Source organism: Streptomyces sp. NPDC040545 (assembly GCF_055595065.1).
The window spans coordinates 126,347-151,462 of sequence record NZ_JBVIWA010000013.1 but is presented as its reverse complement, the minus strand read 5'-3'; the positions used below and the strand labels follow the sequence as shown (position 1 = coordinate 151,462).

The following is a 25,116-nucleotide window of genomic DNA, read 5'->3' as shown; positions in this document are numbered from 1 at the left end:
CGCCCTGTCACCGCTGTGTGCTGAGCCTGTGCCCTGCCTGTGAGTCCGTCCGGTCCGGCTGAGCGTGCGGCAGCAGGACCTCGAAGCAGGTCCGTCCGGGCTCGCTCCGTACGCCGACCCGGCCGCCGTGCGCGGTGACCACGGCCTGGACGATGGCCAGCCCGAGTCCGGTGGAGCCCGCCGCGCGGGAGCGGGAGGCGTCGCCGCGGGCGAAGCGCTCGAAGACACGGGGGAGCAGGTCGGGTGCGATGCCGGGCCCGTCGTCCTCGATCCGCAGCCGGACGGCGGATGTTTCACGTGAAACGTGCGCGGTGACGGTGGTGCCCGGAGGGGTGTGCGTACGGGCGTTGGCGAGCAGGTTGACCAGCACCTGGTGGATCCGTGCCGGGTCGGCCCGGATCGGGGCCGGATCCTCGGGCAGGCTCAGGCGCCAGTGGTGCTCGGGGCCTGCGGCCCGGGCGTCGCTGACGGCGTCGACGACGAGCGGCGCCAGGTCGGTGTCGGCCTCACCGGTGGAGAGCGGACGGCCGGCGTCGAGCCGGGCCAGCAGCAGCAGGTCCTCGACCAGGCCGGTCATCCGGGTGGCCTCGGATTCGATCCGGCCCAGGGCGTGCCGGGTGTCGGGGCCGGGTTCCTCCCGTCCCCGGCGGGTCAGCTCGGCGTAACCGCGGATGGAGGCCAGCGGGGTGCGCAGCTCGTGGCTGGCGTCGGCGACGAACTGCCGGACCTGCATCTCGCTCTGCTGGCGGGCGGTGAGCGCGGAGGAGACATGGCCCAGCATCCGGTTGAGGGCGGCGCCGACCTGGCCCACTTCGGTGCGGGGGTCGGCCTCGGCGTCCGGGACCCGCTCGTGGAGGGCGGGCTCGCCCTTGTGCAGGGGAAGTTCGGAGACCCGGGTGGCGGTGGCGGCGACCCGGCGCAGCGGGCGCAGCGCGACCCCGACCAGGGCCTGCCCGGCGAGGGAGGCCGCGATCAGCCCGGCCAGGGTGACGCACAGCTCCACTCCGATCAGGGCGCGCACGGTGGAGTCGACGTCACTCAGGGGGAAACCGAGGGCGAGAGTGCCGTCGGGCGCGAGCAGCACCCGGTAGCCGCCGAGGCCCGGGAGCTCCGCGTCCACCGGCTCCGGCCTGCCGTCCGCGACCGTCCGGGCGGCCCGGGCGAGGGCCTTGCCCTGGGCCTCGGTCAGCGGCGGCGGCTGCTCGACCGACCATCCCTCGGCGCGGACGTTGCGGGCCGTCCCGAGGACGGTCCCGGCGGGATCGAGCCGGATCCCGGCGGCGTCCAGCGGGCTGCCGGGAGCCATGACGAAGCCGGCGCTGTTCTCCCGGGCCGGCTTCCCGCCGGGCGCCCGGACGGCCATCCTCACGGAAGCCTTCAGCTGATCGTCGAGCTCGGTGACCAGGTACGAGCGCAGGGCGAAGGTGGTGACGGTCCCGATGGCCGCACCCACGACGGCGATCAGCGCCACGGCCGAGACGACGAGCCGGGTACGCAGCGACCAGGGCCGGCGGCCGCGCGGCCGCCGTTTCGTGCGGAAGGCCACTACTCGGCCGGCTTGATCAGGTAACCGGCGCCGCGCCGGGTGTGGATCATCGGCGGCATACCGAGCCCGCTGTCCAGCTTCCTGCGCAGGTAGGAGATGTAGAGCTCGACCACATTGGCCTGGCCGCCGAAGTCGTAGGACCACACCCGGTCCAGGATCTGCGCCTTGCTCAGCACGCGCCGGGGGTTGCGCATCAGGTAGCGCAGCAGCTCGAACTCGGTGGCGGTCAGGTGGATCTCCCGGCCGCCCCGCACCACCTCGTGGCTGTCCTCGTCCAGCCGCAGATCGCCGACGGTCAGCACCGAACCGCCGCGTGCGGCCTGTGCCGCGCCGGAGCGCCGGACCAGGCCGCGCAGGCGGGCCACGACCTCCTCCAGGCTGAAGGGCTTGGTGACGTAGTCGTCGCCGCCCGCCGTGAGGCCCGCGATCCGGTCCTCCAACGAGTCCTTGGCGGTCAGGAACAGCACGGGCACCTGGGGGATCTCCCGGCGCAGGCGCCCGAGGACGGCCAGGCCGTCCATGTCGGGAAGCATGATGTCGAGGACGACCACGTCGGGCCGGAACTCGCGTGCCGCCCGTACCGCGCCCGCCCCGTCGCCGGCGGTGCGGACCTCGCAGCCTTCGTAGCGCAGGGCCATGGACAGCAGCTCGGAGAGCGAGGCCTCGTCGTCGACGACGAGTACCCGGCAGGGGCCGCCGTCGGGCCGCACCAGGGCCGTGGGGTGGTTGGTGGACGTGGACGCATGGGAGGTGGTCGTCGCAGTCATACCGAAACGCTGTCCCGTGCCTCTGAGAGCGTTCTTGTGCCTTCCTGTGAATTTCCTGAGAAAGGAACCCGGGGAAGGAAGGCAGGGCGACGGGCCGGGCAGGGCAGGGCACAGGGGCAGGGCGCAGGGAAAGGGCGCAGGGGCCTCAGCCGTCGAGGCGGAACAGCCGGGCGCCGTTGTCGTGGCAGACCGCCCGCAGCCAGTCGTCGCCGAGGCCGAGCCGTTCGAGCGCGGCGAGCTGGTGCTCGTAGGGGTAGGGGATGTTCGGGAAGTCGGTGCCGAGGAGGATCCGGTCGCCGAGGTCCGCGAGGCGTCCGAGATCCCCGGGCGGGAAGCCGCACATCTGCTCGGAGAAGTCGGTGAAGGCCATGGTGGTGTCCAGGCGCACCTCGGCGTACCGGTCGGCGAGGTCGAGGAAATCGGCGTACTCGGGCATGCCCATGTGGGCGATGACCAGCGGCAGCCTCGGGTGGCGGGCCAGCAGCCGGGCGATCGGCTCGGGTCCGGTGTGCTTGCCCGGGACGGGGCCGGAGGCGCAGTGGATCACGATCGGTAGGCCGGCCTCGGCGAGCAGCCCCCAGACGGGATCGAGCCGGTCGTCGTTCGGGTCGTAGCCGCCGACCTGGAGGTGCGACTTGAAGATCCGGGCTCCGGACTGGACGGCTTGGCGGACGTACGTGCTCACGCCCTCCTCCGGGAAGAACGTCGCGGTGTGCAGGCAGTCGGGGGTGCGGGCGGCGAAATCAGCGGACCAGGCGTTGAGCCAGGCGGCCATCGCCGGCTTGTGCGGGTAGAGCATGGCGGTGAAGGCCCGGACCCCGAACTCCCGCAGGAGCGCGACGCGCTGATCCTCCTCGTGCCGGTAGGTGATGGGCCACTCGACGCCGGTCAGCGGGCCGACCGCGTCGAAGTAGTCCCACACCTTGTCCAGGACCCGCTCGGGCATGAAGTGGGTGTGGACGTCGACCAGTCCGGGCAGCCCGAGCCGCTCCCGGAAGGCGCGGACCGCCTCAGCCGTTGCGGACATAACCATGGCTCCGCTCGACGGTCGCGACGTGCAGGGTGTAGCTCTCGTACCAGTCGGAGCGGCCCTGCTTCATGGCCGCCTGGTGCTCCAGGTCCTCGCGCCACACGGTGAGGGACTCGTGGTCGCGGAAGTAGGCGACGGTGATGCCGAGGCCTCCCGGGTCACGCGCGGACTCGTAGCCGAGGTATCCCGGGTTCGTCCGGACGATCTCCTTCATCCGTGCGAGAGCCTCGGGGTATCCGCTGTCGTCGTCGGTGCGGATGTTGCTGAAAACGGCCATGACATAAGGCGGTTCGAAGGCCGGTACCGGCTGAGTGGTCATGTCGAACACCCTCGGCGGAGCGCCCCTGGCGTGTCCACCGGAATCGGCCCCGAAAGGCCGAAGGGATCCAAGTTTTGACCATGGCCGCCACGGTCCGAGCCGCGGTCCGCCGGTGTCAGAACAGCCCGCCCTGCTCGGTGGGAGCCGCGGAGGCGGACGGGATCTGCGCCGTCGGGACCGCGGTCACGGCCTCGTCCCCGGGAGCGGTCAGCTCCCAGCCCGCCAGCAGCCGGGTGTCCACCACGAGCCCGTCGGCGAGGTGCAGATCGGGACCGGCCGCGCCCGCCAGCCGGCCCACGACGGACCCGCCGGACACCATCTCGGTGAGCACCCGCGCCGGCCCGGGCAGGCCCGGCAGGGCGTCCAGCCCGAACGCCCCCGCGTGGTCGGACACTTCGCACTCCACCCGCTCCAGCGACTCCGGCCACCCGGCCAGCGCCGCCGCCCGTGCGTGCAGCTCGGCGACCTCCCGGGCCCGATCGGGCGCGGCCGGCAGGTGGGCCCGCACTCCGCGCTTACGGGCGTACGCGATCCGGTCGGGCACCCCCAGCGCAGCCCGCAGCAGCTCCTCGGTGCGCCGGGTGGCCATCAGCGGACCGCGGCCGAGCCAGGTCCATGCCACCGCTCCCTGCTCCAGCAGCCGGGCCGGGCCGCGCTCCTCGGCGGTGATCCCGACCTTGACCATGCCGGGCCCGAACCAGGCCAGGTAGACCCGGTAGGTGCGCGGATCGGCGGCGTTGGTGTCGGCCGCCACGGAGAACGACCGGTCGAGACGGGCGCATTCAGGGCACTGCGCGTTCCCGGCGCGGCCCGGCACGGTATCCGCGGTGGGGCAGGGCGTCCGCTTCCCGGCCCGCCGCACACCGAGGCAGTGCCGCTCCCCACGGGCGGCGAAGGCGATCCGCTGCCCGTACGCGAGCTCGCTCACCCGCTCGCCGCGCCCCTCCCCGTACCACCCGATGGCGGGTCGGCCGTCCTTCCACCGGATTCCGGTGCACCACCAGGTCACAGCGGGAGCGGCCGCTCGAAGAAGGTGTCCAGGACGACGGTGGCGTGCGTCCCGCTGACGCCGTCGATGGCATAGAGCCGGCGCAACACGTCCTGCAGCTGTTCGGTCGAGGCCGTACGTACCTTGACCAGCACGGACGCGCTGCCCGCGATGATGTGCGCCTCCTGGATCTCGGGGATCGCGGCGAAGTCGGCACCGGACTCGCCCATCCAGGCGCTGGAGTCGACCATCACGTAGGCCAGGACTCCGCTGCCGACGGCCGCCGGGTCGACGTCGACGGTGGTCCGCCGGATCACCCCGCGCTCGCGCAGCTTCCGTACCCGCTCGTGAGTGGCTCCCGCCGAGAGCCCGACGGCCGTGCCGAGAGCGGCGTACGACTGGCCGGCGTCCTGTTGCAGGCGCAGGACGAGCGCACGGTCGATGTCGTCCACGCAATCTTCCTCTCATGGGTCGGTCGACCCTTGCGAAGACGGTACCTGATCCTGCAATCTCACCATCGAGCCGAACAATATTCGGCAAGACTCTTCCAGGGGGAATCATGTCTGCCATGGCCGAGCTCACCTTGTACGAGATTCTGGACGAACGCTTCCGGACCGGCCGCTGCGCCAACGGCGACGCCCGGCTGGACCGGCTCTACGGCGACTGCCGCTGGGCGGAGGGCCCGCTCTACCTGCCCGCCTGGCGGCAACTGGTGTGGAGCGACATCCCCAACGACCGGATGCTGCGCTGGGACGAGGCGACCGGAGCCGTCTCCGTCTTCCGCTCCCCGGCCGGCCACTCCAACGGCAACACCCTGGACCGCGAAGGCCGCCTGATCACCTGTGAGCAGGGCAACCGGCGCGTCACCCGCACCGAACCGGACGGCAGCCTCACCGTCATCGCCGACCGCTTCGACGGCAAGCGGCTCAACAGCCCGAACGACGCGGTCGTCCGCTCGGACGGCTCCATCTGGTTCTCCGACCCGGACTTCGGCATCACCAGCGATTACGAGGGCCACCGCGCACCCGGCGAGATCGGCGCCTGCAACCTGTACCGGGCCGACCCCTCGACCGGCGAGGTCCGGACGGTCGCCGACGGCTTCCTCGGCCCCAACGGCCTGGTCTTCTCCCCCGACGAGAGCGAGCTGTACGCCGCGGACACCCGGGCCGGCCACATCCGCGCCTTCAAGGTCACCGACGACGGCACCCTCACCGACGACCGCGTCTTCACCACCTGCCTCGGGGTCGACAACATCCGCTTCGACGACGAAGGCCGGCTGTGGGCGGCCGCGATGGAGAACGGCGTCCAGTGCTACGCCGCGGACGGCACCCTGATCGGCCGTCTCCGCGTCCCCGAACCGGTCTCGAACATCGCCTTCGGCGGCGCCAAGAACAACCGCCTCTTCATCACCGCCACCACCTCCCTCTACTCCCTGGTGATGTCGGTGACCGGCCTGCCCCGGGTCCTCTGAGGCCGAGCCGCCGCCTACCGGGCGACGAACTGGGTCAGGATCGCCTGCACCTCGTAGATGTCGACGCCCTTGGTGAAGGTCTTCTCGATCGGCACCGAGCTGCCGGATATCCAGATCTTGAGCTCGGCGTCGAGATCGAAGTGCCCGGCGGTCTCGACGGAGAAGTGCGTGATGCTCCGGTACGGGATGGAGTGGTACTCCACCTTCTTCCCCGTGAGCCCCTGCTTGTCGACGAGCACCAGCCGCCGGTCGGTGAACAGGATCGTGTCCCGGATCAGCAGGTACGCGGCATGCACCTGCTCCCCCTGCCCCAGCAGCCGCGCGTAGTCCCGCTGCGCCGACACAGGGTCGACGGTGTGCGCGTTCCCGAACAGTCCCATGAGTGCCCCCGTTTTCCAGCTCCGGATCTCCGGCTTCGGACGATCTCCAGAAACCGTACCGAGGCCGGCCCCTCGTCCACGTCACCCGCCGGAGCCATCCCGGCCCTGACATCCTCCGGGGGACCCCGTCCCCATCAAGGAGGAGACGGCGGGCCGTCAGGACATACGACAGAGGCCCCCAGGATTTCTCCTGGGGGCCTCTGTCCTGCTGTGCACTCGGCAGGATTCGAACCTGCAACCTTCTGATCCGTAGCTCTAGCCGGATCGGTCAGCGACGGTCATACCAGCTGTTTCAAGAACCTAGACGGACACGGCTGGACGGTAGCGTCTACTGAGGCTGCTGTACGGCACTGCTGTACAGCTACGTTGTGGCTATGGGCTCGGCCGCGCAGCGTCCGACGCAAACTCAGTGCCTACGGGTCGGCCAGCATGGCCCGGCCAGCGTCACTCGCGACGATGCTCGGCCCCAGAGCGTCTGGCTGCCTTCTCCTGCAGCGGCCCTGCCGTGAACCTGGCGCAGGCTCCGGTCCCGATTGGTTGCGGAGACGCCACGCCGCATGCAGGTCACTCGTCGGCCGAGTAATCCGCGGCCACAGAAGAGGGCACACCCAATCCGCCGAAGGCTTCCTCGTCAACGCTCGGAAGCGCCACAATGCCCTTGGTGCCGTCCGCCAGCACGACCTCGACCTGAAGCGGCGCGGGCTGGTCCGTCTCGGCGTCTCCGCTCGCTCGCATTCGCGGGGTCTTTCCGTGGTGGTGCTGGAGTAGAGGCATGTCAACGACTCCTGTAGTACTGGTGCACCGCGCCTCCCAATAGGACTAGGAAGGCCAGCGCAAAAAAAGCAACACCCATCTGTAGAGTACGTCGCTTGGGCGAAAGCAGCCATTGATTGTTTCGATGGACCCAGTTCGCTTCGTTGACATACAATTGCTTGATCATTTGGCTTGCGGGCTGGGAAAGGTACGTGGCGAGCTCCCGGGGCTCCACGCGTACCGGCTCTCCTCGCGTAAGGCGGCGCCAGGCCTTGGGGCCCTTTTGAGGCCTGCCAACAAGGCACCAAAGTAGCCAAACGATGCTCAACGAGAGCAGCACCATCGTGCCGACCCGCCAACCGACCGGCACCGAGACATCCGGCACCAACGTCACAAGGACCGCCTCGAAGCCGAGCATCGCCGCGGCCGCGACGTTGTAAGCGTCGAGCCGACTATGCTGGTGCGCCCGCTCGTCCCTCAATTCTTCCCAGAGAAGCCTAAGCCGATCTGGAAAGTCAGGAGGATCGGGTGGGCTGGGCGGTTGCTGAGCCGTCATACGTTCGATCATGCGTGATCCGATCCAGCGGCGCCGACTTATCCACGTCCACACGAGGGACGCGATATCCAAGCCCCAGGACACACGACCCGACCTACACGCCCATCAAGTCTGATGGCGCCCCTGAGAGACGTGCCTGCATGAGGCGGAAACCGAGACTGCCGAGGCCTCACGCATGGAGCCAAGAGAGACGGCCCTCGACCTGTGGACGTGCCTGGTCTTCACCGTGCCTGCCCTGCATCACGGACGATTCAGCGAGACCGTCTGGCCTGCACTCGCGACCGGAGCCCTTGTGACACCTGGCCTTCTCACGGACTTCCACAGTTCCTGTTGACGGCCGAGACCCAAGTGGTAACGCGACGATCATGAATGTTTCTCTGCTTAACAATGAAGACCATCGCCCCACCCGCGACAAGGGTTCCTACTGCACCGGCAATGGCAAGCACGGCTTCCTTATCTTTCATCACGAATGCTGCACCAACAAGGACGATGAGGGCAGCTGCGGCAGCAGCTGACACGAGATAGATCAGCAGGTTGTAGCGCCTCACTTCCCGTGACTCATAGTCACGTTGTTGCTGAAGAAACGCACAGTTGTCGTTACGATACGGGCTCACAACAAGCTCTGGATCAGGCAGTGGTTCCATGGTCACGTCACCTCCGCCTCGACAGTTCACACTGGACCGCCAGTTAGTCCATCAGGAACGGTGTGCCGCGAGACTGCAGGGCATTGCCACTCCCTTTGCTCAGGCAGGGGCGATGCGCTTGAATGGACGTCAGGATTTGAGTGCGTCAACAAGCCAGAACGTCAAGGACCACTAGTAACCACGCTAGATCCATGGTGGCGTTGATGCATGTCGAAGGTCGCACCCCTCACTCTCACTGATGCACGATCGGTGTAGCGGCCTCGGCCGGTGTCCTGCCGGGTTAGGGTCGAGATAATCAGAGGTCGAGCGCTGTCCGAAGGTGACTGAACGACACGCTCATCAGCCACGACGAAACCGGTACCGACGCGGAGCGACCACACCGGCCTAGGCCGCATCGCGGCAGCAGCTAGCTCTCCGCCCGCCCATTCCGGGTGGTGCGCTCGCCTCACGCTCCCGTCATCCGTGACGGCGGGGGTACGGCGCCCAGCCCTACTCAAGCCCGGCAGTCGGCCGACCTTGCGCAAGAGGCCACCCCTCCCTCGCCGCTGGCCGTCTTTTGGCACGCCGTCCCGGCCGCAGTCGGCAACGCTCCCGGCCACGCATGCCATGTGACGGTTGCCGCGTCTGAGCGCCCGCCTGAGCCGTACTGCTGCCCTAGGAGCATTGGCGGTACGTCGCTGCTGTACCGCCAACCCTGCGGACCCCGACTCGCGCCGGGGCCCGGGGGCTAGATCAGCCGGCGTAGTCGTGGTGGTCGCGGGGGTCGTAACCGTGGTTGCAGGTGGGGCAGAGGGTGAGGTCCTCGGGGTCGTCGGAGTGTCGGTTGGGGATGATGCCGCTGTCGCATTGGGGGTCGGTGCAGGCCATGGTGTGCTCCTTCGAGGTCGGTGCCGTTGTCCTGATGGGCACCGCCCCTGCACGGTCTGGGAGGGCGCACAAGGTGGAGCGCGCCACTGTACGAACGACCTTGTGCGCCCTCCCAGACCGTGCTGCCCTCGGGATCAGGACAGCGGTGCCGACCGGCGGCCACCACACCGGCTCCCCAAACCGCAGCCTGAGCCTGACCCCACCCCAACACCCCCCACCCCAACATCCCCCATCCCGTCTGCCGTCGACCCACACGTCTGTGGAGCGCGCCACGTACGAACACCCCCTGGACGCCCGTCCCGTGTCTGCTCGGCTTGTCCTGGGTCGACGGCAGACGGAATCGGAGTTCCCCCGCCCCAGCCGCATATGGCTGGCACACGCGAGCGGCGCCCCTCCGTCCCGGAGTTTGAGCGCCCCCGCTGGAGGCATGTCGGTGAGGTAGGGATCCCGCGGCCGCTGGGTTCAGCTCATGCCCTTTGGCCTATCCCGCCTTGCAGGGGCGGCCGGCGGCGAAGCGCGCGCGGAGCGGGCCGAAGGCAGGAGCGTCGCGCGGAGCGGCGCCGGGAAAGGCCGCCCGGCGGAGCGGAGCGCAGCCGGGTGCTTGATGAGGTAGAGAAACCTGTAACAGGTCCGCGCCGCTCCTCGGCTACGCCGCGTTGAGCGCGTCGGCGATGGCCCGCATGTCGTCAGTGATCGTGTCGGCTTGCGCTTCGGCGAACAGGTCGGCCTTGTACGGCTTGTTGGCGTAGGCAATGACCGTTGCGCCGGCTGCATGAGCGGCCTGAACGTCGGTGAGCGAGTCACCGATCAAGGTGCACAGGGTGATGTCCATGTGCATCTGCTCCGCCGCCCCAATGAGCGGGAACGGGTTCGGTTTCATCAAGTGGGGCTGGCCCACCGGTCGACCGATGACCCTCGCGACGTACCCATCCAACCCGTGCGCCTCCAAGAAGCTCCGGACGCACTCGGCAGAGTTGTTACTCACCACAGCCACAGCCCGTCCCGAAGAACGCACAGCCTCAAGGGCCTCGACCGCACCCGAAGTCGGCGGCCCGGCCAGCGCGACAGCCTCGACCTCCGCCGCCGTCAGAGCCTGCTCCACCTTCTGCCCAAGCTCAGCATCGACCTCGTAAGCAATCCGCATGACCTCAATCGGGTCGTCGGTCTCGGTCGCCTTCGCACCCGCGGTCTCGTCCTGAGCTGCGAGTAGCGCGGTGAGCTGCGTGGCGACCTCCGGGGCGGGCAACCCGGCGAAGACGTCGCAGATGGGCCCGTCGAAGTCGAAGAAGACTACGCGCGCATGCGCCAAGACCCCTCGAAGTCGATCATCGTGCGTCAAGGTCAAAATCCCTTCCGATGGTCTCCCACACGCTGTCGAACCACATGCGGGCCTGCTGGACTTGCTGCGCTCCGCTGGAGGACTCGCCGTCGTTGATCGAGTGATGGAAGAGCGTGGCGTCCTTGCCCACGAGGTCGTAGATCTCGATCGTCTCGCCCTGGGCGACCACCTTGTTGGGGCGGATCGGGTAGTACCCGAAGAACGCGTCCTCGTCGTTGATCACGTAGAGCTTGAAGAACTGGGTACCGCTGTGAACGCGGACGCTGATCTGTGTCTCAGCGACAAGACCCAGGTGCCCCAGCTCGGCAATGGCATCTCGGATGCTGCGGGTGTAGCTGACCATGATGTCGTGCATGCGGTCACGAAGCCGCTTGTCATCCGCACCGTCATCCATCCGCACCGGTGCGGCCTGGGGCACCGACATGTCTGGGACGAGTATCCGCACGGCGATGCTCGACGGCGTGAGCCGGCCGACCCTGATCTTGTCCAGCGGTTCCTGAAGCGCCCCGTGCAGCGTCTCGCTGGAGAACCCGGCAAAGTCGATCGTCACGCGGTCCTTGGAGAACGCCTGCTCGACGTACGGGCGTAGACCCGCCGGCCGTTCGGTCCGGTTGCGGACATAGACACCGCTGCCCTTACGGGAGACCACCAAGCCCTCGTCTTCGAGGTCGCGCAGCGCGCGCTGGATCGTCGCCCGAGCGAATCCGTAGTACTCCGTCAGCTTCGCGTGGGACGGGAGCTTCTCGCCTGGGCCCAGCTTCCTCGTGCGGATGGCCGCACTGAGGCTGCTCGCCACCTGCTCATACGGGGCTCGGTCGTCATCTGGGTCGAGGGGCTCGGGGACGAAGGTCATGGGTCGATGTTAGGGGAACCCCTACGAGGCGGGACAGCCATGCCAGTCATGTTGTTGACATGGCTAGCCATCTCTTCTACTTTCGAGATGTGACCAACCCAGCTAGCCAAGTTGGTCATCTAGCTTCCTGCTGGCATCTCTGAAGGAGAAACCATGCCGTCGTTCAAGGTGGACACGTCGACCGCCGTGGTGTTCGTGGCCACGGCTCCGACCCCGAAGCTCGTGAGCAAGCAGACCGGTGAGCGGGCGATGGACCGGGAGACCGGCGCCGGCCTGTCCACAGTCGGCCTGCTGATCTCGGACGAGGGGGAGGGCAACCTCTACCAGGTGACCGTCCCGGAAACCGGTCTCCCCGAAGGCCTGATGCCGGGGATGCCGGTGTCGGTGATCGGCCTCAAGGCCCGGGACTGGGAGAACACGTTCAACGGCCAGACCCGGCACGGCATCTCGTTCCGCGCCGTCGCCATCACGGTCGGGGCCTGACCATGGCCGACCTGACGACCTTATGGGAGGTCGGCCTCCCCCTGGCCGGTGCGGGTGGCGGTCTCGGCTACGCGAAGCTCCGCGCCCCGCGCGTGTTCTGGTCCGTGGCCGGTCTGCCGGCGGCCCGGGTTCGGTTCGCGGTGACGTACCGGGCCACGATGGACGTATGCGGGCTCACGGTGCAGCCGTCCCGCCTCCGGGCCTTCCTGGTCCGCAACGTCGCCCGCCGCAGCGACGTCCAGCCGGTCCCGCCGAGGGTCCGCCGGGTGCGAGGCTCCTCGACCGGCATGCGGGTCACCCTCCGCCTGCCGGCCGGGCTGGAGCCCTCCGACGTGATCGCGGCCTCCGAGCGGCTGCGCCACGCCTGGGGCGTCCACTCGGTGCACGTGGTGGAGACGAAGCCGGGATTCGTGGAACTGCGGATGACCGGCTACGACGTTCTACGGCGGGTGAAGATGCCGCGCCGACGCCCGTCGGGCCAGATGGTGGTACCGGTCGCGCTCCGGGAGGACGGCACCGCGTTCGTACGGGACTACCTCAAGGTGCCGCACGCGCTGACGCTCGGCGCCAACCAGTCGGGCAAGTCCATGTACCAGCGGAACCTGATCGCCGGCCTCGCCCGGCTGCGGGTCGCCCTGGTCGGGATCGATTGCAAGCGGGGGGTCGAACAGCGCCAGTACGCGCCGCGGCTGTCGGCGCTCGCTGTCACGCCGGAGGAGGCATCTGGCCTCCTGGACGCGCTCGTCGGCGAGATGGAAAGCCGCTTCGACCTGCTGAGCGACTACGGGGCCGCCGACCTGTGGGCCCTGCCCGAAGAGGTTCGGCCCGTGCCGATCGTGCTGCTCGTGGACGAGGTCGCGGAACTGTTCCTCGTGGCGGTCAAGAAGGACGAGGAACGCCGGGACCGCATGGTCATGCAGTTGATTCGCCTCGGGCAGATGGCCCGCGCGGCCGGTATGTACCTGGAGATCTGCGGCCAGCGCTTCGGCTCCGAACTCGGCAAGGGCGCCACCACACTGCGTGCCCAGCTCACCGGCCGCGTGGTCCATCGCGTCAACGACAAGCAGACCGCCGACATGGGCCTGGGCGACATCGCCCCGGACGCGGTGGTGGCCGTGACGACGATTCCGCCCGACAAGCCCGGCGTCGCAGTAGCCGGTGATACCTCCGGCGGCTGGTCCCGGATCCGCACTCCCGAGTTGAGTGCCGAGGAAGCAGCCGCGATCTGCGCCCAGTTCGCGCACCGCACCCCGGCTCTTCCGGCCCTCGCCCCGTACCGGCCGGTTGTCTCCACCGTGACCCCGGCTGCCGGGTCCGTTCCGCTCGTGAAGCCGACTCCGGCCACGGACTAACAGTCCCCTCTCCTCGGTCGGCGCGACCGTCTCGCGCCAGGTCCCTACCGACCCATGCCCGAAACCGAAGGGAATCGCCATGACCACCGAGAAGAAGACGCCGGCCCGTCGGCCACGGTCCCCCAAGCCCACACCGACCGCGGAAGCCTGCGGCACCTGCGACGGGTCCGGGGAGACAACCACGACCGTCCGGGTCGGGCGCAAGCGCCGGGAGATCGACGCCACCCAGTCCGGACTGTGCCCTGACTGCCTCGGCATCGGCACCGCCTGACCCGCTCTCCAACCCGCTGGTGCCGGAGAACAACACCTGGCACCGGCCTCCCGAAAGGAGGCGACCCGTGTCCCGCACTCTCCGCCTCGACGCCGTGCTCATCCAGGCAGTCATCGCCGGCGCCCTGTCCTTCGCCCACCTGCACGACCTCGCAGCGGCGGCAGGACAGGACGGCTGGAAGGCCTGGGCCTACCCGGTCAGCGTCGACCTGCTGCTGGTCGCGGCATGGCGCCGCATGCGCACCGACGGGGAGAACCGCGATGCATGGCTGTGGTTCGCCATCGCCCTGATCGCCTCGCTCGGCGCCAACATCGCCACCGCTGGACTCCTCGACCTGAACAACGTCCCGCCCTGGCTGCGCATCCTCGTCGCCGGCTGGCCCGCCCTCGCCTTCCTCGGCGGCACGCTCCTCGCCCACTCACCCGCCCCACTCCAAGAGCCGGACCACGACGACCAGCTCCACGTCGAACCCGCCGCGGCCGTGACCGTGGAACGCGCGCCGGACCCGGCTCCCGAGCTGCCGCCGGCCGAACCCGATCCGCAGCCCTCGCCTCCGGCGCCTGCTCCGATCGCGCCCGCTGTGCCGGTCCCACCGGCCCTGCTCGACCACGCCCAGAAGATCGCGGACGCCCACCACGCACAGACCGGTGCCCCGATCGACACGGCGACTCTGCGGAGCCGCCTCGGCATCCCGCCCGCGCTGGCGGACGCCATCGCCATCCAACTCACCTGACAGGAAGGGAGACAGACCCGTGCGCCCGAACCGCTTCTACAAGGTCATCCGCTTCGGCCCCGTGACGGTCGGCAGCTACAGCGACGGCCGGGGCCGCACCTTGCACACCGCCGTGTGCACCGCCCCCGGCTGCGACTTCTCCGCCGACTACCGCGGTCGCGCCGCCGCCGAACTCGCCGCCCGTACCCACCGCTGCAACCCGCGTTGATCACGAAGGAGAACCGCGTCATGGACGTACCGCTCTGGCTCGCCCTGATCGTCGTCGGTGCCCTCGGCTACAAGCTCATCCGCCCTCCGCTGTGGCTCGTGGCCGTGCTCCTCATCGGCGGCTACCTCCTCGCCAACAGCTCTCTCGCACCGCTCATCGACCCGATCACCAAGTAGGGAGACCCCGCCATGTTCCGACCGCGGATCCCGGTCAACCCGCTCCCGACCGGCATCATCACCCCGCCCGCACAGCCTGTCGCCCTCTCCGGCATCGAGCCCTCCCGTGAGACCTCGCCGATGGCACCCGACCACCACGCGGCGCCGACCGCCCCGGCACGCACGACAGTCCAGCTCACCCCCGGAAGCGTGGTCGCCCTCGCCGCCGGCGGTGGAGCCGTCGTCCTCGTCGTCGGCGCCGTCCTCGTCTCGATGCTCCTCGCGGTCGCCATCACCGGCGTCTCCGTCGCCGTGATCGCGGTGGTCCTGCGCCTGCTGGTCAAGGATCTTCAGAAGGGGCGGTGACGCAGATGGACACGCACGTCATCGCTGCGGGCTTACCGGCCCTGGGCTGGGCCCTTCACGGCGGAGTACTCCTGCGCCGCTTAGCCACCGCCCGCCGCGACCCCCTGACCGGCCTTCACACCCGCGCTGGCTGGACGGCCCGCGCCGAACGCGTCATCGCCAAAAGCCCGAACGCGCTCGTGATCCTGGTCGACCTGGACGACTTCAAGGCCATCAACGACACCCACGGCCATGCCGCCGGAGACGCGGTACTCACCGCGACCGCCCGCCGCCTGGGTACCTGGTGCGGACGCCACGGCTTCTGCGCCCGCCTCGGTGGAGACGAGTTCGCCGCCATCGTCACCGACCCCGAGCACACCGCCGGCCTCCGCGCCCTCCAGGACGCCTTGGACCAGCCGGTCACGTACGCCGGCTGCACTCTGCCGGTCTCGGCCTCGGTCGGCCACTGCCACCGCGATCACCTGCCGGTGCCAATCCTCACCGATGCGCTGTCCGCCGCCGACTCGTCGATGTACGCGGCCAAGGGCCACGGCAGGCGCAACACACGCTGAGCGGCCCCCGGAGCGGCCTCGGTCGCCAAACTTCCGCCGCTCCGGGCGCCTGAACCCCTCCCAGATCCCACGGACCCGAAAGGGACAACTCATCATGCCCCAGAGCGCATCGACCCCGCCCGTCTGCCGCGACTGCGACGGCTTCGCCACCGCCACGATCACCACCGGCGCCCGCACCGCCGACGGCACCCGGACGACCATCCGCGTCAACTGCCCGACCTGCCGGGGCCTCGGCCGCACCATCGCCTCGGCCCTCGTCCGGCTCGGCCGGTGAACGTCATGGCGAAGCTGACCCCGACGAACAACACGCCCGGGCTCCACATCAGCAAGCCCTCGGCATCCGTCCCCGCCACCGCATCCGCGGTCTGCCACTGCGGCGCCTCCGCCTCCGCCAAGGGAGACGCCCAGGTCGGTGCCCTGGTCGCCGGTTGGAACGCCAACCACGGCTCCGCGCACACGAAAGGGTCCCGGTCGTGACCAGTCGCCCCCAGATCGTGGATCTGTTCGCCGGCGCCGGAGGTTGGTCTGAGGGCCTGCGGATGCTCGGACTTCGGAGCATCGGGGTCGAGATCGACAGCACTGCATGCGCCACCCGAACCGCCGCCGGCCACCTCACGATTCACGCCGATGTCGCTGCCTATCCGACCTCGTCGCTGGACAGCAACGCCACGGGGCTGATCGCCTCCCCGCCGTGCCAGACCTTCAGCGCCGCTGGCCTCCGCGCGGGGAACACCGACCTACCCCTGTGCCACCAAGCCTTGGACGACCTCGCCCGCGGGCACGACACCCGCGCGTCCCTGCTCACCGGCTGCACGGACCCCCGTTCGCTGCTCATCGTCGAACCCCTCCGCTACGCACTCGACCTGCGCCCGGAATGGATCGCCCTGGAAGAAGTGCCCGCAGTGCTGCCTCTCTTTGAGCACACCGCACGCATCTTGACCGGCGCCGGCTACTCGACCTGGACCGGAGTGCTCAACGCCGCCGACTTCGGCCTGGCCCAGACCCGGCGCCGTGCCTTCCTCATCGCCTCCCGCACCCGCCCCGCCCTGCCCCCGGAGCCCACCCACGCCGACGGCGGCACCCCTACCGACCTCTTCGGCGACGCACTCCCGTCCTGGCAGACCATGAGTGACATCCTGGGCTGCCCGCCCAGTCAGGTGGTCACCCGCGGAAACCATACGTCCGGAGGCAGCCGGTTCCCCACCACCAGCCCCTCCTGGGCCATCACCGGTCGTGCTCGGTCATGGATGCTCCGAGTCGGCAACCGCCCCTCCGCAACCCGTCGCCGCGTCGACCAGCCTGCGCCCACCCTCCTGTTCGCCAACGCCGTCAAAGACGTCTCCTGGATCGAGCCCGACGGCACCCCAGTCAGGCGACTGTCTGTGGCAGAAGCCGCCGTCCTACAGGGCTTTTGCCCCTCCTACCCGTGGGCTGGCTCCCGCACCAAGCAGTTCCAGCAGATCGGTAACGCCGTCCCCCCGCCCCTCGCCACCGCCGTCCTGCGCTCGCTGGTTCCGGCCGGGCTGGAGGTGGCCGCGTGACCGACACCGCCACCGCGGCGGGCCTGGACCCGGCCACCCTGAGCGACCTGCTCCGGGTGGCCGGGGCCCCCGGCTTCGACCGCCTCCACGAACAGATCCGCCGCACCGGCGGATGCGCCGCCCCGATCTGCCTCGCCGGCGGCACCAAGCTCATCGACCCGGCCACCCGCACCGTGATCCACGCCTACAACACCGACACTGAACCCGGCGGCGTCCTCCGCGTCGCCTGCGGCAACCGCCGCGCCTCCCGCTGCCCCGCCTGCGCCTGGACCTACGCCGGAGACACCTACCACCTGATCCGCGCTGGCCTCGTCGGAGATCCCGCCAAGGGCACCCCCGAGACGATCCGCGATCACCCCCGCGTCTTCGCCACCCTGACCGCCCCGTCCTTCGGCCCCGTCCACAACCGACCCGGCACCCGCCCCTGCCGCTGCGGCATCCGGCACCCCGAGGACGCCGAGGACCTGGGCACCCCGCTCGACCCGTCCACGTACGACTACGCGGGCGCCGTGCTCTGGAACAACCACGCGTCCGAACTCTGGCGCTACTTCACGATCTACCTCCGCCGAGAGATCGCCGCCCGCGCCGGCCTCACCCAGAAAGCCGCCCGCGAACAATCCCGCGTCTCCTTCGGCAAGGTCGCCGAGTACCAGAAACGCGGTGCCGTCCACTTCCACGCCGTGATCCGCTTCGACGGACCGGACGGGCCCGACAGCTCACCGCCCGCGTGGGCCACCCTCGACCTGCTCACCGACGCCATCCATGCTGCTGCCGCCCGCGTCAGCCTCGTCGTGCCCGCGAGCCCGGAGCACGGCTTCAACCACGACTGGGTGCTCCAGTGGGGCGAGCAGATCGACGTGCAGCCCATCGGATCCTTCGGCAACGGCGAGGACCTGACGGAACAGGCAGTCGCCTCCTACGTCGCCAAGTACGCGACCAAAGCCGCGGAGACGACCGGCACCGTGGACCACCCGGTCGGCAACAAGGAAGCACTCGTCCTGCTCGGTGTGCCCGATCACCCCCGGCGGCTCATGGAAGCCTGCATGGACCTCGATCGGGCCTACCCCGACCGGCGGTTGCGGGCCTGGGCCCACATGCTCGGCTTCCGCGGCCACTTCTCCACCAAATCCCGCAGCTACTCGACCACCCTCGGCGCCTTACGCCAGGTCCGCGCCGACTACCGCGCCGCCCAGCAACGCGCCTCGCTCGGCCTGCCCGACCCGGACGACCACCCCGAGGCCACCCTCCTCGTCGTCGCCCACTGGTCCTACGCCGGCCACGGCTCCACCCCCGGCGAATCCTGGCTCGCCGCCAACATCCGCCGGGACCTCCAACACACCCGTGAACTCTCCCGCGAAATGCGGGCCGAACTGTCCGACGTGGAAGGAGAAACCGCATGGCTGCCGTAGTCATCCAGCGGAAGTGGCACACCACCGCCGAGGTCGCCGAGATGCTCGGCTTCGGCCTGTCGAAGACCAAGATGCTCGTGCTCACCGGGGAGATCCGTTCGGTCAAGGTCGGACGCAACCGCCGCATCCTCCCGGCCTGGGTCGACGAGTACGTCGAGCGCATCACTACCGGCGTCGAAGGGTGGGTGGCATGAGCGGGAAGCGCGGCAACGGCGAGGGCTCGATCTACCCGTACAAGAACGGCTACGCCGCCTACGTCTGGGTCACGAAGCCGGACGGCAAGCGGGCCCGGAAGTACGCCTACGGAAAGACCCGCGAGGAGGTCCACGAGAAGTGGCTCAACCTCCACGCGGAAGCCAAGAAGGGACCCGTGGCCACCCGGCACCGGACGACGGCGGCCTTCCTCTCGTACTGGCTGGACTCAATCGTGAAGCCGAACCTGGCCCCGCTCTCCTACGTCTCCTACGAGGGCTACGTCCGCCTCTACATCGCTCCGCACCTCGGTCCCAAGCGGTTGGACAAGCTCACCGTCCGCGACGTACGCGAGTGGCTGACCAAGCTGGCGGCCGTCTGCCAGTGCTGTGCCCAGGGCAAGGACGCGAAGCGCACCCCCGAAAGCCGCCGATGCTGCGCCGTCGGGGACTGCTGCGAGTCGTACCCGTCCCGGCGGGTGATCCAGGGCTCGCGGGATGCCTTGCGGGCCGCTCTGACCCACGCCGTCACCGAGGAGGAGATCGGGAAGAACGTCGCCTCGCTCGTGAAGGTCCCCAAGCCCCGGCGCCGCCGGATCAAGCCGTGGTCGGTGGCCGAAGCCGGCCAGTTCCTCGCCGACGCTGCTGCCCGGGACGATCACCTTTTCGCGGCCTGGGTGCTCGTGCTCTGCCTCGGGCTGCGGCGCGGGGAGGTGCTGGGCCTGACGTGGAAGTCCGTCGACCTGGACGCCGGTGAGCTGTACGTCGACCACCAGATCCAGCGGGCCGGGCGGGAGATCCTCCACCGGGAGACCAAGACGGAGGAGTCGGAGGACTTCCTACCGCTGCCAGCGCTCTGCCTGAAGGCGCTCCGGATGCGGCGCGCCCAGCAGATCGGTGATCGAAAAGCGGCTGGCGAGCTGTGGCAGGACAGCCACGGGCTGATCTTCACGACGAAGTACGGGACCCCGATCGAGCCGGGGAACCTGACCCGGATGTTCGGGCTGCGGGCCCGGCGGGCCGGATTGCGGGTGATCCCGCTGCGGAACACTCGGCACACGTGCGCCGCGCTCCTGGTCGTGCTCAAGGTCCACCCGAAGGTGGCTCAGCGAATTCTTCGGCACTCGCAGATCGCCATGACGATGGAGGTCTACTCGGCGGCGGGTGACGAGGATGTGCGCTCGGCCCTGGACCAGCTGTCCGCGGCGATGGGTGGCAGCGGCTGAGGCGGTTGCTGTACTTCGCTGCTGTACGGCCTGAAACGGCAGAAGCCCCAGACTTTCGTCTGGGGCTTCTGACCTGCTGTGCACTCGGCAGGATTCGAACCTGCAACCTTCTGATCCGTAGTCAGATGCTCTATCCGTTAAGCTACGAGTGCTTGGGCTTCCCGGGGTTTTGCGCCCCGTTGGCCTTGCGAGAACAACAATACATGGACCTCGCCGGGACGCGAAATCCATTACCCAAACCGCTTCTGACCTGCGAAAACGAGCCGGACGGAGATCATCCGGATGGGTTCGCGGAGAGGGCGGAGCAGGCCGGATCGCCCCGGAATGCATCGAAGCCCCGGTCCGTCAGGACCGGGGCTTCGATGAGGTGCGGAGGCGGAGGGATTTGAACCCTCGATGGGCGGTAAGACCCAAACCGCATTAGCAGTGCGGCGCCATAGACCGGACTAGGCGACGCCTCCAGCACACCCCCGTGTACGAGGGTGCGTGCAGATGATGACACAGGCGCAGGGCCCCTCACCAATCCGCTCCCACGGTACTAGGCGGGACGGGCGGAGGGCAAAGCCTTAAAGCGGCCGCGGCACGCAACGTCAGCGCGCCCGCGTCGTTGGTCAGGCGTACGACGTACGGACGACCTGGAGTGCCCCATGCTGCGTCTCGCCGCCTTCGCCGTCACCTCCGCCCTGGCCGCCACGGTGGCCGGGCCACTGCCCCCGCTCCCGCTGGGCCGGCTGCTGGCGACACCCGACCGCCTCACCATCGCCATGGCCGACACCGGAAACCACCGGTTGGACCGGGAGTACCGGCTCGAATGCGGCCCCGCCGGCGGCGATCACCCGGAGGCGGAAGGTGCCTGCGCCCGGCTGGATCAGTTCGCCCGTGAGGGGAAGGACCCCTTCGCCCCCGTCTCCAAGCGGCAGATCTGCACCATGCAGCACGGGGGCCCCGCCACCGCCCGGATCACCGGAACCTGGAACGGCCACAAGGTGGACGCCACCTTCCGGCGGACCAACGGATGCGAGATCCGCCGCTGGGACGAGTTGGAACCTCTGCTTCCGAGTGGGCGTTCCTGACCTGGGAGGATGCGCGGGATGGGCGGTATCCGCCACACATCGGCCACCCCATCGCGGGCCTGTGGCCTTAGACTCCTCCCGTGACTTGCCGGTAGTTGTGGTCAGGGAGGAAGCTCGTCGTGAGCAGCAGGCCATCCCGAGGCGCTGCTCGCCTCGCAGCAATACTCGACGCTCTTCCGGACGCGCTGTTGCTCGTCAACGCCAACGGCACGGTCGTCAACGCCAATTCGATCGCGCTCGAGATCATGGAGAGCCCCGGTACCGGGCTCGTCGGCCGGGGCGTGCTCGACCTCCTGCCCGAGTTCGACTCCAAGCTGATCCCCGGCTCCATGCGCCGGCCCGGCGAGGACGACGGCGGCCGCGCCAAACCCAAGCGCATGATCGCTCGGCGTACCGACGGCTCCGAGTTCCCCGTCGAGCTCACCAGCGCCCATCTCGACGGACGCGACGCCTACCGCGAGCCGCAACCCTCGTACACGGGCGACGAGCTGCTGATGCTCGTGGTCCGTGACCTCTCGCAGACCGTGGACACCGAGGCCGAGCTGGCCCGCTCGCAGCGGCAGACCGAGATGATCCTGCGCGCCGCCGCCGAGGGCGTCGTGGGCACCGACACCGACGGACGGGTGGTGCTGGTCAACCCGGCCGCCGCCCAGATCCTCGGCTACCGCGCCACCGACCTCGGCAACCGCGAACTGCACGGCCTCATCCAGCACTCCCGGGCCGACGGCTCCCCCTTCCCCTTCGAGGAGTCCCCGCTCGCCGACACCCTGCGCAGCGGGCGCAAGCACCGCGTCCGCGGGCAGGTGCTGTGGAACAAGGCCGGGCAGCCGGTCGCCGTCGACCTGACCACCTCGCCCGTACGGGACGGGGAGCAGCTCGTCGGCGCCGTCATGACCTTCACCGACCGGCGGCCCTACGACGCCCTCGCCGCGCGCCACGCGCAGCTGATGGCCGTCCTCGGCGAATCCCTGCGCGGGCCTCTGGACGAGCTGCGCGGTGAGCTGGCGACGCTGGCCGCCGACGACGCAGGACAGCTGTGGCCCGAGGCCAACCAGCTGCTGCACCACCTGGCCGCCGGGTACTCACGGATGACCACGCTGGTGGACAACGTCCTCGGCTACCAGCGCCTGGACACCGGCCGGGACCGGCTCGCGAAGAAGAAGGTCCTGATCAACACCGTCGTCACGGCGGGCGTCGACGGGGCCGTCGAGCTGATCGGTCCGGGCCGCGCGCAGTTCGCCGTCCACGCGCCGACCATCGAGGCCGAGGTGGACGGGGACCGGATCTCGACCGCGCTCGCCCACCTGATCGCGGACGTGGCCGGGGTGGACGCGACCGGCAAGACCCGCCAGGGCAGCGGCTACAGCGATTCGACGATCGTGGTGGCCGCCGCGCAGCGCGGTGATGTCGTACGGATCGAGGTGCGCGGGCCGTACGAGGGCGGGAACCCGGTCCACGAGCCGATCGTGCGGGGGATCGTGGCCGCGCACGGCGGTGTGCTGCAGACGGTGGAGGTTCCGGGCGCGCCCGGCGGGGCGTACGTGCTGGAGCTCCCGCTCGGCTCGGGTGCCGGGACGGTGACCCTGCCGGAGCCGGCGGAGGAGCCTCCGGCCGGTCCGACCACGGACGGCGCGGGGACGGCCGGGGGCGCGGCTCCCGGCAAGGTCTCCGGCGGCCGGCGTGGCCGGCGCGGGGTGGACGCCTTCCTGGACGACGAGACCCCCGGCCCCGAGGCGGCGCAGGCCGCACAGGCCGCACAGGGGGGTGGCGCGCTGGCGCTGCCTTCCGGGCGGCGGCGCGCGGGCGAGGCCGGCGACGCTCCCGAGACGGGCCCAGAACTCGCGCAGTCCCCGGTGAACCCGGCGGGACTGGGCACCGGACGCAGGCGCGGCCGGGCCGGTGACGGCAGCGACGGGGCCGAGGGCATCGGCGGGCCCGACGGCCCCGGGCGGCCCGTGCCCCCGCAGGGCACCGCCATGCCCGCGCTCCCGCCCGTACCCGCGGTGCCCCCGGTGCCGGTGACCGAGCACCCCGCAGGGCGGCGCCGGGCACTGGGTCCGGCCGGTCCGGCTCAGCCCGGCGGCCCCGTCCCCGCGACCGGGCTCGGGCCGGCGCCCGCTCCCGCGCGGCCCATCGCCCCTGAGGGCGGCTTCGCGCTGCCCGCCGGCCCGACACCGGCTCCCGCCCCAGCCGACTCCGACGGTGACGCCCCGGCAGGGCGGCGTGGCCGCCGGGTGCTGGGCGCCCCGCCCGCCGAGCCCGAGGCCGCTGCCGCCGGCTCCGCCGCGCAGCCCGACGAGTCCGCCGAGAACCCGACCGGGCGGCGCCGCGCGCTGGCCGGCGCCCCGGCGTGGCCCGTTCCGGCGGCCCGTACCGCTCCTGAGGAGGACAAGGCCTCCGGCCAGGTCGCGCTCCCCGGTGCGCGTCGGCCGCAGGACACCCCGGCGGAGGGCCGGGCCGCGCAGCCGATCAGCGTGCGCGCCCTCGGCACCCTCGGCCAGGGCATCTCCGTCGATCCGGGCGGCTCCGGCCCGGCCTCCGGGGCCGATGCGGCCTCCGGCTCCGGCCGCCGTCGCCGGCTCGCCGATCCCGCCCCGCAGGGCCGCGCCTTCGCCATAGGGGCGCCCGAAGCAGGCTCCGACGAGGGCCCCGAGCCGCTGGACGGCCCGGGCGGCGCCGTCGAGGTCGTCAACCGGCCCGTGCCGCTGCCCATGGACGACGAGCTGCCGCCGGAGCCCTTGGACAACCCGCGCCGGCTCCTGGTGTGGCCCGCGCCCGATGTGCAGACGCAGCAGGCGCTGAGCGACCGCGGCTACCGGCCGGTGATCGTGCACTCCCGCGAGGAGGTGGACGCGCAGATCGCCGCGTTCCCCGCCGCGCTGTTCGTCGACCCGCTGACCGGCCCGATCACCCGGACGGCCCTGCAGTCCCTGCGCCAGGCCGCGGTGGCCGCGGAGGTCCCCGTGCTGGTCACGGCCGGGCTGGGGCATGCCACGCGGGAGGCGGCGTACGGTGCCGACCCGGCCGTGCTGCTGAAGGCGCTGGCGCCGCGTGACAGCGAACAGCACCCCTCACGGGTGCTGCTGATCGAGGAGCGCGACGAGCTCGCGACCGCGCTGACCGCCGCCTTGGAGCGGCGCGGCATGCAGGTCGCACGGGCGGGCGCCGACACCGACGCCGTGGAACTGGCGGCGCGGATGCGGCCCAACCTGGTGGTCATGGACCTGATGCAGGTGCGGCGTCGGCGGGCAGGGATCGTGGACTGGCTGCGCGCCAACGGGCAGCTGAACCGCACCCCCCTGGTCGTCTACACCGCGACCGGCATCGACCCGGCCGAACTGCCGCGGCTCGCCTCCGGCGAGAGCGTCCTCTTCCTCGCGGAACGGTCCACCACGGCGGACGTCCAGGGCCGCATCGTGGACCTGCTGGCCAAGATCGGCACCAACTAGTAATCCTGGGCCGATGGCCATCACCAACACGAGCGAGCACACCGTCCCCGCCGACAACGGGGAGGTGAATCTGCTCATCGCACGGCAGGTGGAGCCCGGCCACGAGGAGACCTTCGAGGCCTGGGCCCACGGCATCCTGGAGACGGCCGCGGGCTTCCCGGACCACCTCGGGTACGGGCTCTTCCGTCCGGCGGCCGAGGGCGGGCCGTGGTTCCTGGTCCACCGCTTCCGCAATCAGGCCGCGTTCCAGCGCTGGCAGGACTCCCCGGAGCGGGCGCAGTGGTTCTCCAACTGCCTCGGCCACCACCACACGGAGATAGCACGCCGGGAACTGCACGGCATGGAGACCTGGTTCGCCAAGCCGGGTGCGACCCGGCCCGCGCCGCCCCGGTGGAAGATGGCCATCAGCTCGGGGCTGGCCATCTTCCCGATCTCGCTGATCGGCAACGCGGTGCTCGGGCCGTACCTGGTGGATCTGCCCTTCGTGCTGCGCACGGCCGCCTTCGCCGTCGTGTTCAGCACCCTGATGACCTACGTGGCCATGCCCGCGGTCAGCCGACTGCTGCGGCCGTGGCTCACCCGGGGTTAGGCCCTG

At 70.3% G+C, this 25,116-nt stretch carries 31 protein-coding genes and 2 tRNA genes; 18 read left to right on the top strand and 15 right to left on the bottom strand.

Annotated elements, in window-relative coordinates; all coding sequences use genetic code 11:
• Nucleotides 1-7: 7 nt before the first annotated feature.
• The 6 genes from ACZ573_RS24190 to ACZ573_RS24165 form a co-directional block, all read right to left on the bottom strand.
• Entirely contained in the window at nt 8-1,546 is a 1,539-nt protein-coding gene (locus tag ACZ573_RS24190) for a sensor histidine kinase (RefSeq protein ID WP_471307380.1), read from the bottom strand.
• Nucleotides 1,546-2,313: a response regulator transcription factor gene (locus tag ACZ573_RS24185; RefSeq protein WP_390799675.1), complete on the bottom strand. Its 768-nt coding sequence runs from the start codon at nt 2,311-2,313 to the stop codon at nt 1,546-1,548. Before ACZ573_RS24185 ends, ACZ573_RS24190 begins: the two co-directional genes overlap by 1 nt.
• Before the next feature lie 145 nt (nt 2,314-2,458).
• A complete protein-coding gene (locus ACZ573_RS24180) occupies nt 2,459-3,340 on the bottom strand; it encodes an amidohydrolase family protein (RefSeq protein ID WP_471307376.1) in 882 nt (293 codons plus the stop codon).
• A complete protein-coding gene (locus ACZ573_RS24175; RefSeq protein ID WP_471307374.1) occupies nt 3,324-3,662 on the bottom strand; it encodes an antibiotic biosynthesis monooxygenase family protein in 339 nt (112 codons plus the stop codon). Before ACZ573_RS24175 ends, ACZ573_RS24180 begins: the two co-directional genes overlap by 17 nt.
• Nucleotides 3,663-3,777: 115 nt before the next feature.
• Nucleotides 3,778-4,671: a DUF2797 domain-containing protein gene (locus tag ACZ573_RS24170; protein WP_471307372.1), complete on the bottom strand. Its 894-nt coding sequence runs from the start codon at nt 4,669-4,671 to the stop codon at nt 3,778-3,780.
• The gene (locus ACZ573_RS24165; protein ID WP_471307370.1) at nt 4,668-5,102 is read right to left on the bottom strand and encodes an Lrp/AsnC family transcriptional regulator; all 435 of its coding nucleotides are present in this window, start codon (nt 5,100-5,102) and stop codon (nt 4,668-4,670) included. The genes ACZ573_RS24170 and ACZ573_RS24165 overlap by 4 nt, the downstream gene beginning before the upstream one ends.
• Before the next feature lie 107 nt (nt 5,103-5,209).
• Here ACZ573_RS24165 and ACZ573_RS24160 point away from each other — a divergent pair, with 107 nt between their 5' ends.
• Nucleotides 5,210-6,121 carry an SMP-30/gluconolactonase/LRE family protein gene (locus ACZ573_RS24160; RefSeq protein WP_471307369.1) on the top strand — a complete coding sequence of 304 codons (912 nt, stop codon included), beginning with the start codon at nt 5,210-5,212 and terminating at the stop codon, nt 6,119-6,121.
• 14 nt (nt 6,122-6,135) lie between these two features.
• Here ACZ573_RS24160 and ACZ573_RS24155 read toward each other — a convergent pair whose 3' ends face one another.
• The 7 genes from ACZ573_RS24155 to ACZ573_RS24125 form a co-directional block, all read right to left on the bottom strand.
• On the bottom strand, nt 6,136-6,501 hold the full coding sequence (locus ACZ573_RS24155) for a PH domain-containing protein (RefSeq protein WP_471307367.1): 366 nt from the start codon (nt 6,499-6,501) through the stop codon (nt 6,136-6,138).
• A gap of 564 nt (nt 6,502-7,065) precedes the next feature.
• Complete coding sequence (locus ACZ573_RS24150) at nt 7,066-7,275, bottom strand: hypothetical protein (RefSeq protein ID WP_471307366.1); 210 nt, start codon at nt 7,273-7,275, stop codon at nt 7,066-7,068.
• A 1-nt stretch (nt 7,276) separates the two neighbouring features.
• Nucleotides 7,277-7,822, bottom strand: coding sequence for a hypothetical protein (locus ACZ573_RS24145; protein ID WP_471307365.1), 546 nt, complete (start codon nt 7,820-7,822; stop codon nt 7,277-7,279).
• Nucleotides 7,823-8,118: 296 nt separating this feature from the next.
• Nucleotides 8,119-8,454, bottom strand: coding sequence for a hypothetical protein (locus tag ACZ573_RS24140; protein ID WP_471307363.1), 336 nt, complete (start codon nt 8,452-8,454; stop codon nt 8,119-8,121).
• 732 nt (nt 8,455-9,186) lie between these two features.
• Nucleotides 9,187-9,321: a hypothetical protein gene (locus ACZ573_RS24135; RefSeq protein ID WP_328962367.1), complete on the bottom strand. Its 135-nt coding sequence runs from the start codon at nt 9,319-9,321 to the stop codon at nt 9,187-9,189.
• A gap of 646 nt (nt 9,322-9,967) precedes the next feature.
• Nucleotides 9,968-10,660 carry an HAD family hydrolase gene (locus ACZ573_RS24130; protein ID WP_471307361.1) on the bottom strand — a complete coding sequence of 231 codons (693 nt, stop codon included), beginning with the start codon at nt 10,658-10,660 and terminating at the stop codon, nt 9,968-9,970.
• The gene (locus tag ACZ573_RS24125; RefSeq protein WP_403471637.1) at nt 10,647-11,513 is read right to left on the bottom strand and encodes a GntR family transcriptional regulator; all 867 of its coding nucleotides are present in this window, start codon (nt 11,511-11,513) and stop codon (nt 10,647-10,649) included. Before ACZ573_RS24125 ends, ACZ573_RS24130 begins: the two co-directional genes overlap by 14 nt.
• A 153-nt stretch (nt 11,514-11,666) precedes the next feature.
• On the opposite strand from ACZ573_RS24125, the gene ACZ573_RS24120 reads away from it, so the two are divergent.
• The 14 genes from ACZ573_RS24120 (at nt 11,667) to ACZ573_RS24055 (ending at nt 19,999) form a co-directional block, all read left to right on the top strand.
• Nucleotides 11,667-11,996 (top strand): SCO3933 family regulatory protein, encoded by a 330-nt coding sequence (locus tag ACZ573_RS24120; protein WP_030764160.1) that lies wholly within the window; start codon nt 11,667-11,669, stop codon nt 11,994-11,996.
• Between the two features lie 2 nt (nt 11,997-11,998).
• Complete coding sequence (locus tag ACZ573_RS24115) at nt 11,999-13,348, top strand: FtsK/SpoIIIE domain-containing protein (RefSeq protein ID WP_471307357.1); 1,350 nt, start codon at nt 11,999-12,001, stop codon at nt 13,346-13,348.
• A gap of 79 nt (nt 13,349-13,427) precedes the next feature.
• A complete protein-coding gene (locus tag ACZ573_RS24110; protein WP_471307355.1) occupies nt 13,428-13,619 on the top strand; it encodes a hypothetical protein in 192 nt (63 codons plus the stop codon).
• 67 nt (nt 13,620-13,686) lie between these two features.
• Nucleotides 13,687-14,352, top strand: a complete 666-nt coding sequence (locus ACZ573_RS24105) for a DUF2637 domain-containing protein (RefSeq protein WP_471307352.1) — start codon at nt 13,687-13,689, stop codon at nt 14,350-14,352.
• Between the two features lie 19 nt (nt 14,353-14,371).
• On the top strand, nt 14,372-14,560 hold the full coding sequence (locus tag ACZ573_RS24100; protein ID WP_030764151.1) for a mobile element transfer protein: 189 nt from the start codon (nt 14,372-14,374) through the stop codon (nt 14,558-14,560).
• Nucleotides 14,561-14,580: 20 nt separating this feature from the next.
• The gene (locus ACZ573_RS24095) at nt 14,581-14,736 is read left to right on the top strand and encodes a hypothetical protein (protein ID WP_199810277.1); all 156 of its coding nucleotides are present in this window, start codon (nt 14,581-14,583) and stop codon (nt 14,734-14,736) included.
• A gap of 12 nt (nt 14,737-14,748) precedes the next feature.
• Nucleotides 14,749-15,081 carry a SpdD-like protein gene (locus ACZ573_RS24090; protein WP_471307349.1) on the top strand — a complete coding sequence of 111 codons (333 nt, stop codon included), beginning with the start codon at nt 14,749-14,751 and terminating at the stop codon, nt 15,079-15,081.
• Between the two features lie 5 nt (nt 15,082-15,086).
• Nucleotides 15,087-15,632 (top strand): GGDEF domain-containing protein, encoded by a 546-nt coding sequence (locus ACZ573_RS24085; protein ID WP_471307496.1) that lies wholly within the window; start codon nt 15,087-15,089, stop codon nt 15,630-15,632.
• A gap of 94 nt (nt 15,633-15,726) precedes the next feature.
• Complete coding sequence (locus tag ACZ573_RS24080; RefSeq protein WP_471307347.1) at nt 15,727-15,906, top strand: hypothetical protein; 180 nt, start codon at nt 15,727-15,729, stop codon at nt 15,904-15,906.
• Between the two features lie 5 nt (nt 15,907-15,911).
• On the top strand, nt 15,912-16,109 hold the full coding sequence (locus ACZ573_RS24075; protein WP_471307345.1) for a hypothetical protein: 198 nt from the start codon (nt 15,912-15,914) through the stop codon (nt 16,107-16,109).
• Nucleotides 16,106-17,173, top strand: a complete 1,068-nt coding sequence (locus ACZ573_RS24070; protein WP_471307343.1) for a DNA cytosine methyltransferase — start codon at nt 16,106-16,108, stop codon at nt 17,171-17,173. The genes ACZ573_RS24075 and ACZ573_RS24070 overlap by 4 nt, the downstream gene beginning before the upstream one ends.
• Nucleotides 17,170-18,582, top strand: a complete 1,413-nt coding sequence (gene repSA / locus ACZ573_RS24065) for a replication initiator protein RepSA (RefSeq protein ID WP_471307340.1) — start codon at nt 17,170-17,172, stop codon at nt 18,580-18,582. Before ACZ573_RS24070 ends, repSA begins: the two co-directional genes overlap by 4 nt.
• Entirely contained in the window at nt 18,570-18,776 is a 207-nt protein-coding gene (locus tag ACZ573_RS24060) for an excisionase family DNA-binding protein (RefSeq protein ID WP_389804523.1), read from the top strand. The genes repSA and ACZ573_RS24060 overlap by 13 nt, the downstream gene beginning before the upstream one ends.
• The gene (locus ACZ573_RS24055; RefSeq protein ID WP_469358132.1) at nt 18,773-19,999 is read left to right on the top strand and encodes a site-specific integrase; all 1,227 of its coding nucleotides are present in this window, start codon (nt 18,773-18,775) and stop codon (nt 19,997-19,999) included. The genes ACZ573_RS24060 and ACZ573_RS24055 overlap by 4 nt, the downstream gene beginning before the upstream one ends.
• Before the next feature lie 79 nt (nt 20,000-20,078).
• On the opposite strand, the gene ACZ573_RS24050 is transcribed toward ACZ573_RS24055, so the two are convergent.
• Both ACZ573_RS24050 and ACZ573_RS24045 read right to left on the bottom strand, forming a co-directional pair.
• A tRNA-Arg gene (locus ACZ573_RS24050) sits at nt 20,079-20,151 on the bottom strand.
• A gap of 218 nt (nt 20,152-20,369) precedes the next feature.
• Nucleotides 20,370-20,460: transfer RNA gene (locus tag ACZ573_RS24045), tRNA-Ser, on the bottom strand.
• A gap of 186 nt (nt 20,461-20,646) precedes the next feature.
• Here ACZ573_RS24045 and ACZ573_RS24040 point away from each other — a divergent pair.
• From ACZ573_RS24040 to ACZ573_RS24030, 3 genes are all read left to right on the top strand, one after another.
• A complete protein-coding gene (locus ACZ573_RS24040) occupies nt 20,647-21,072 on the top strand; it encodes an SSI family serine proteinase inhibitor (protein ID WP_471307335.1) in 426 nt (141 codons plus the stop codon).
• A gap of 119 nt (nt 21,073-21,191) precedes the next feature.
• Nucleotides 21,192-24,521: a response regulator gene (locus ACZ573_RS24035; protein WP_471307333.1), complete on the top strand. Its 3,330-nt coding sequence runs from the start codon at nt 21,192-21,194 to the stop codon at nt 24,519-24,521.
• A gap of 13 nt (nt 24,522-24,534) precedes the next feature.
• Entirely contained in the window at nt 24,535-25,110 is a 576-nt protein-coding gene (locus ACZ573_RS24030) for an antibiotic biosynthesis monooxygenase (RefSeq protein WP_471307330.1), read from the top strand.
• Nucleotides 25,111-25,116: the final 6 nt, after the last annotated feature.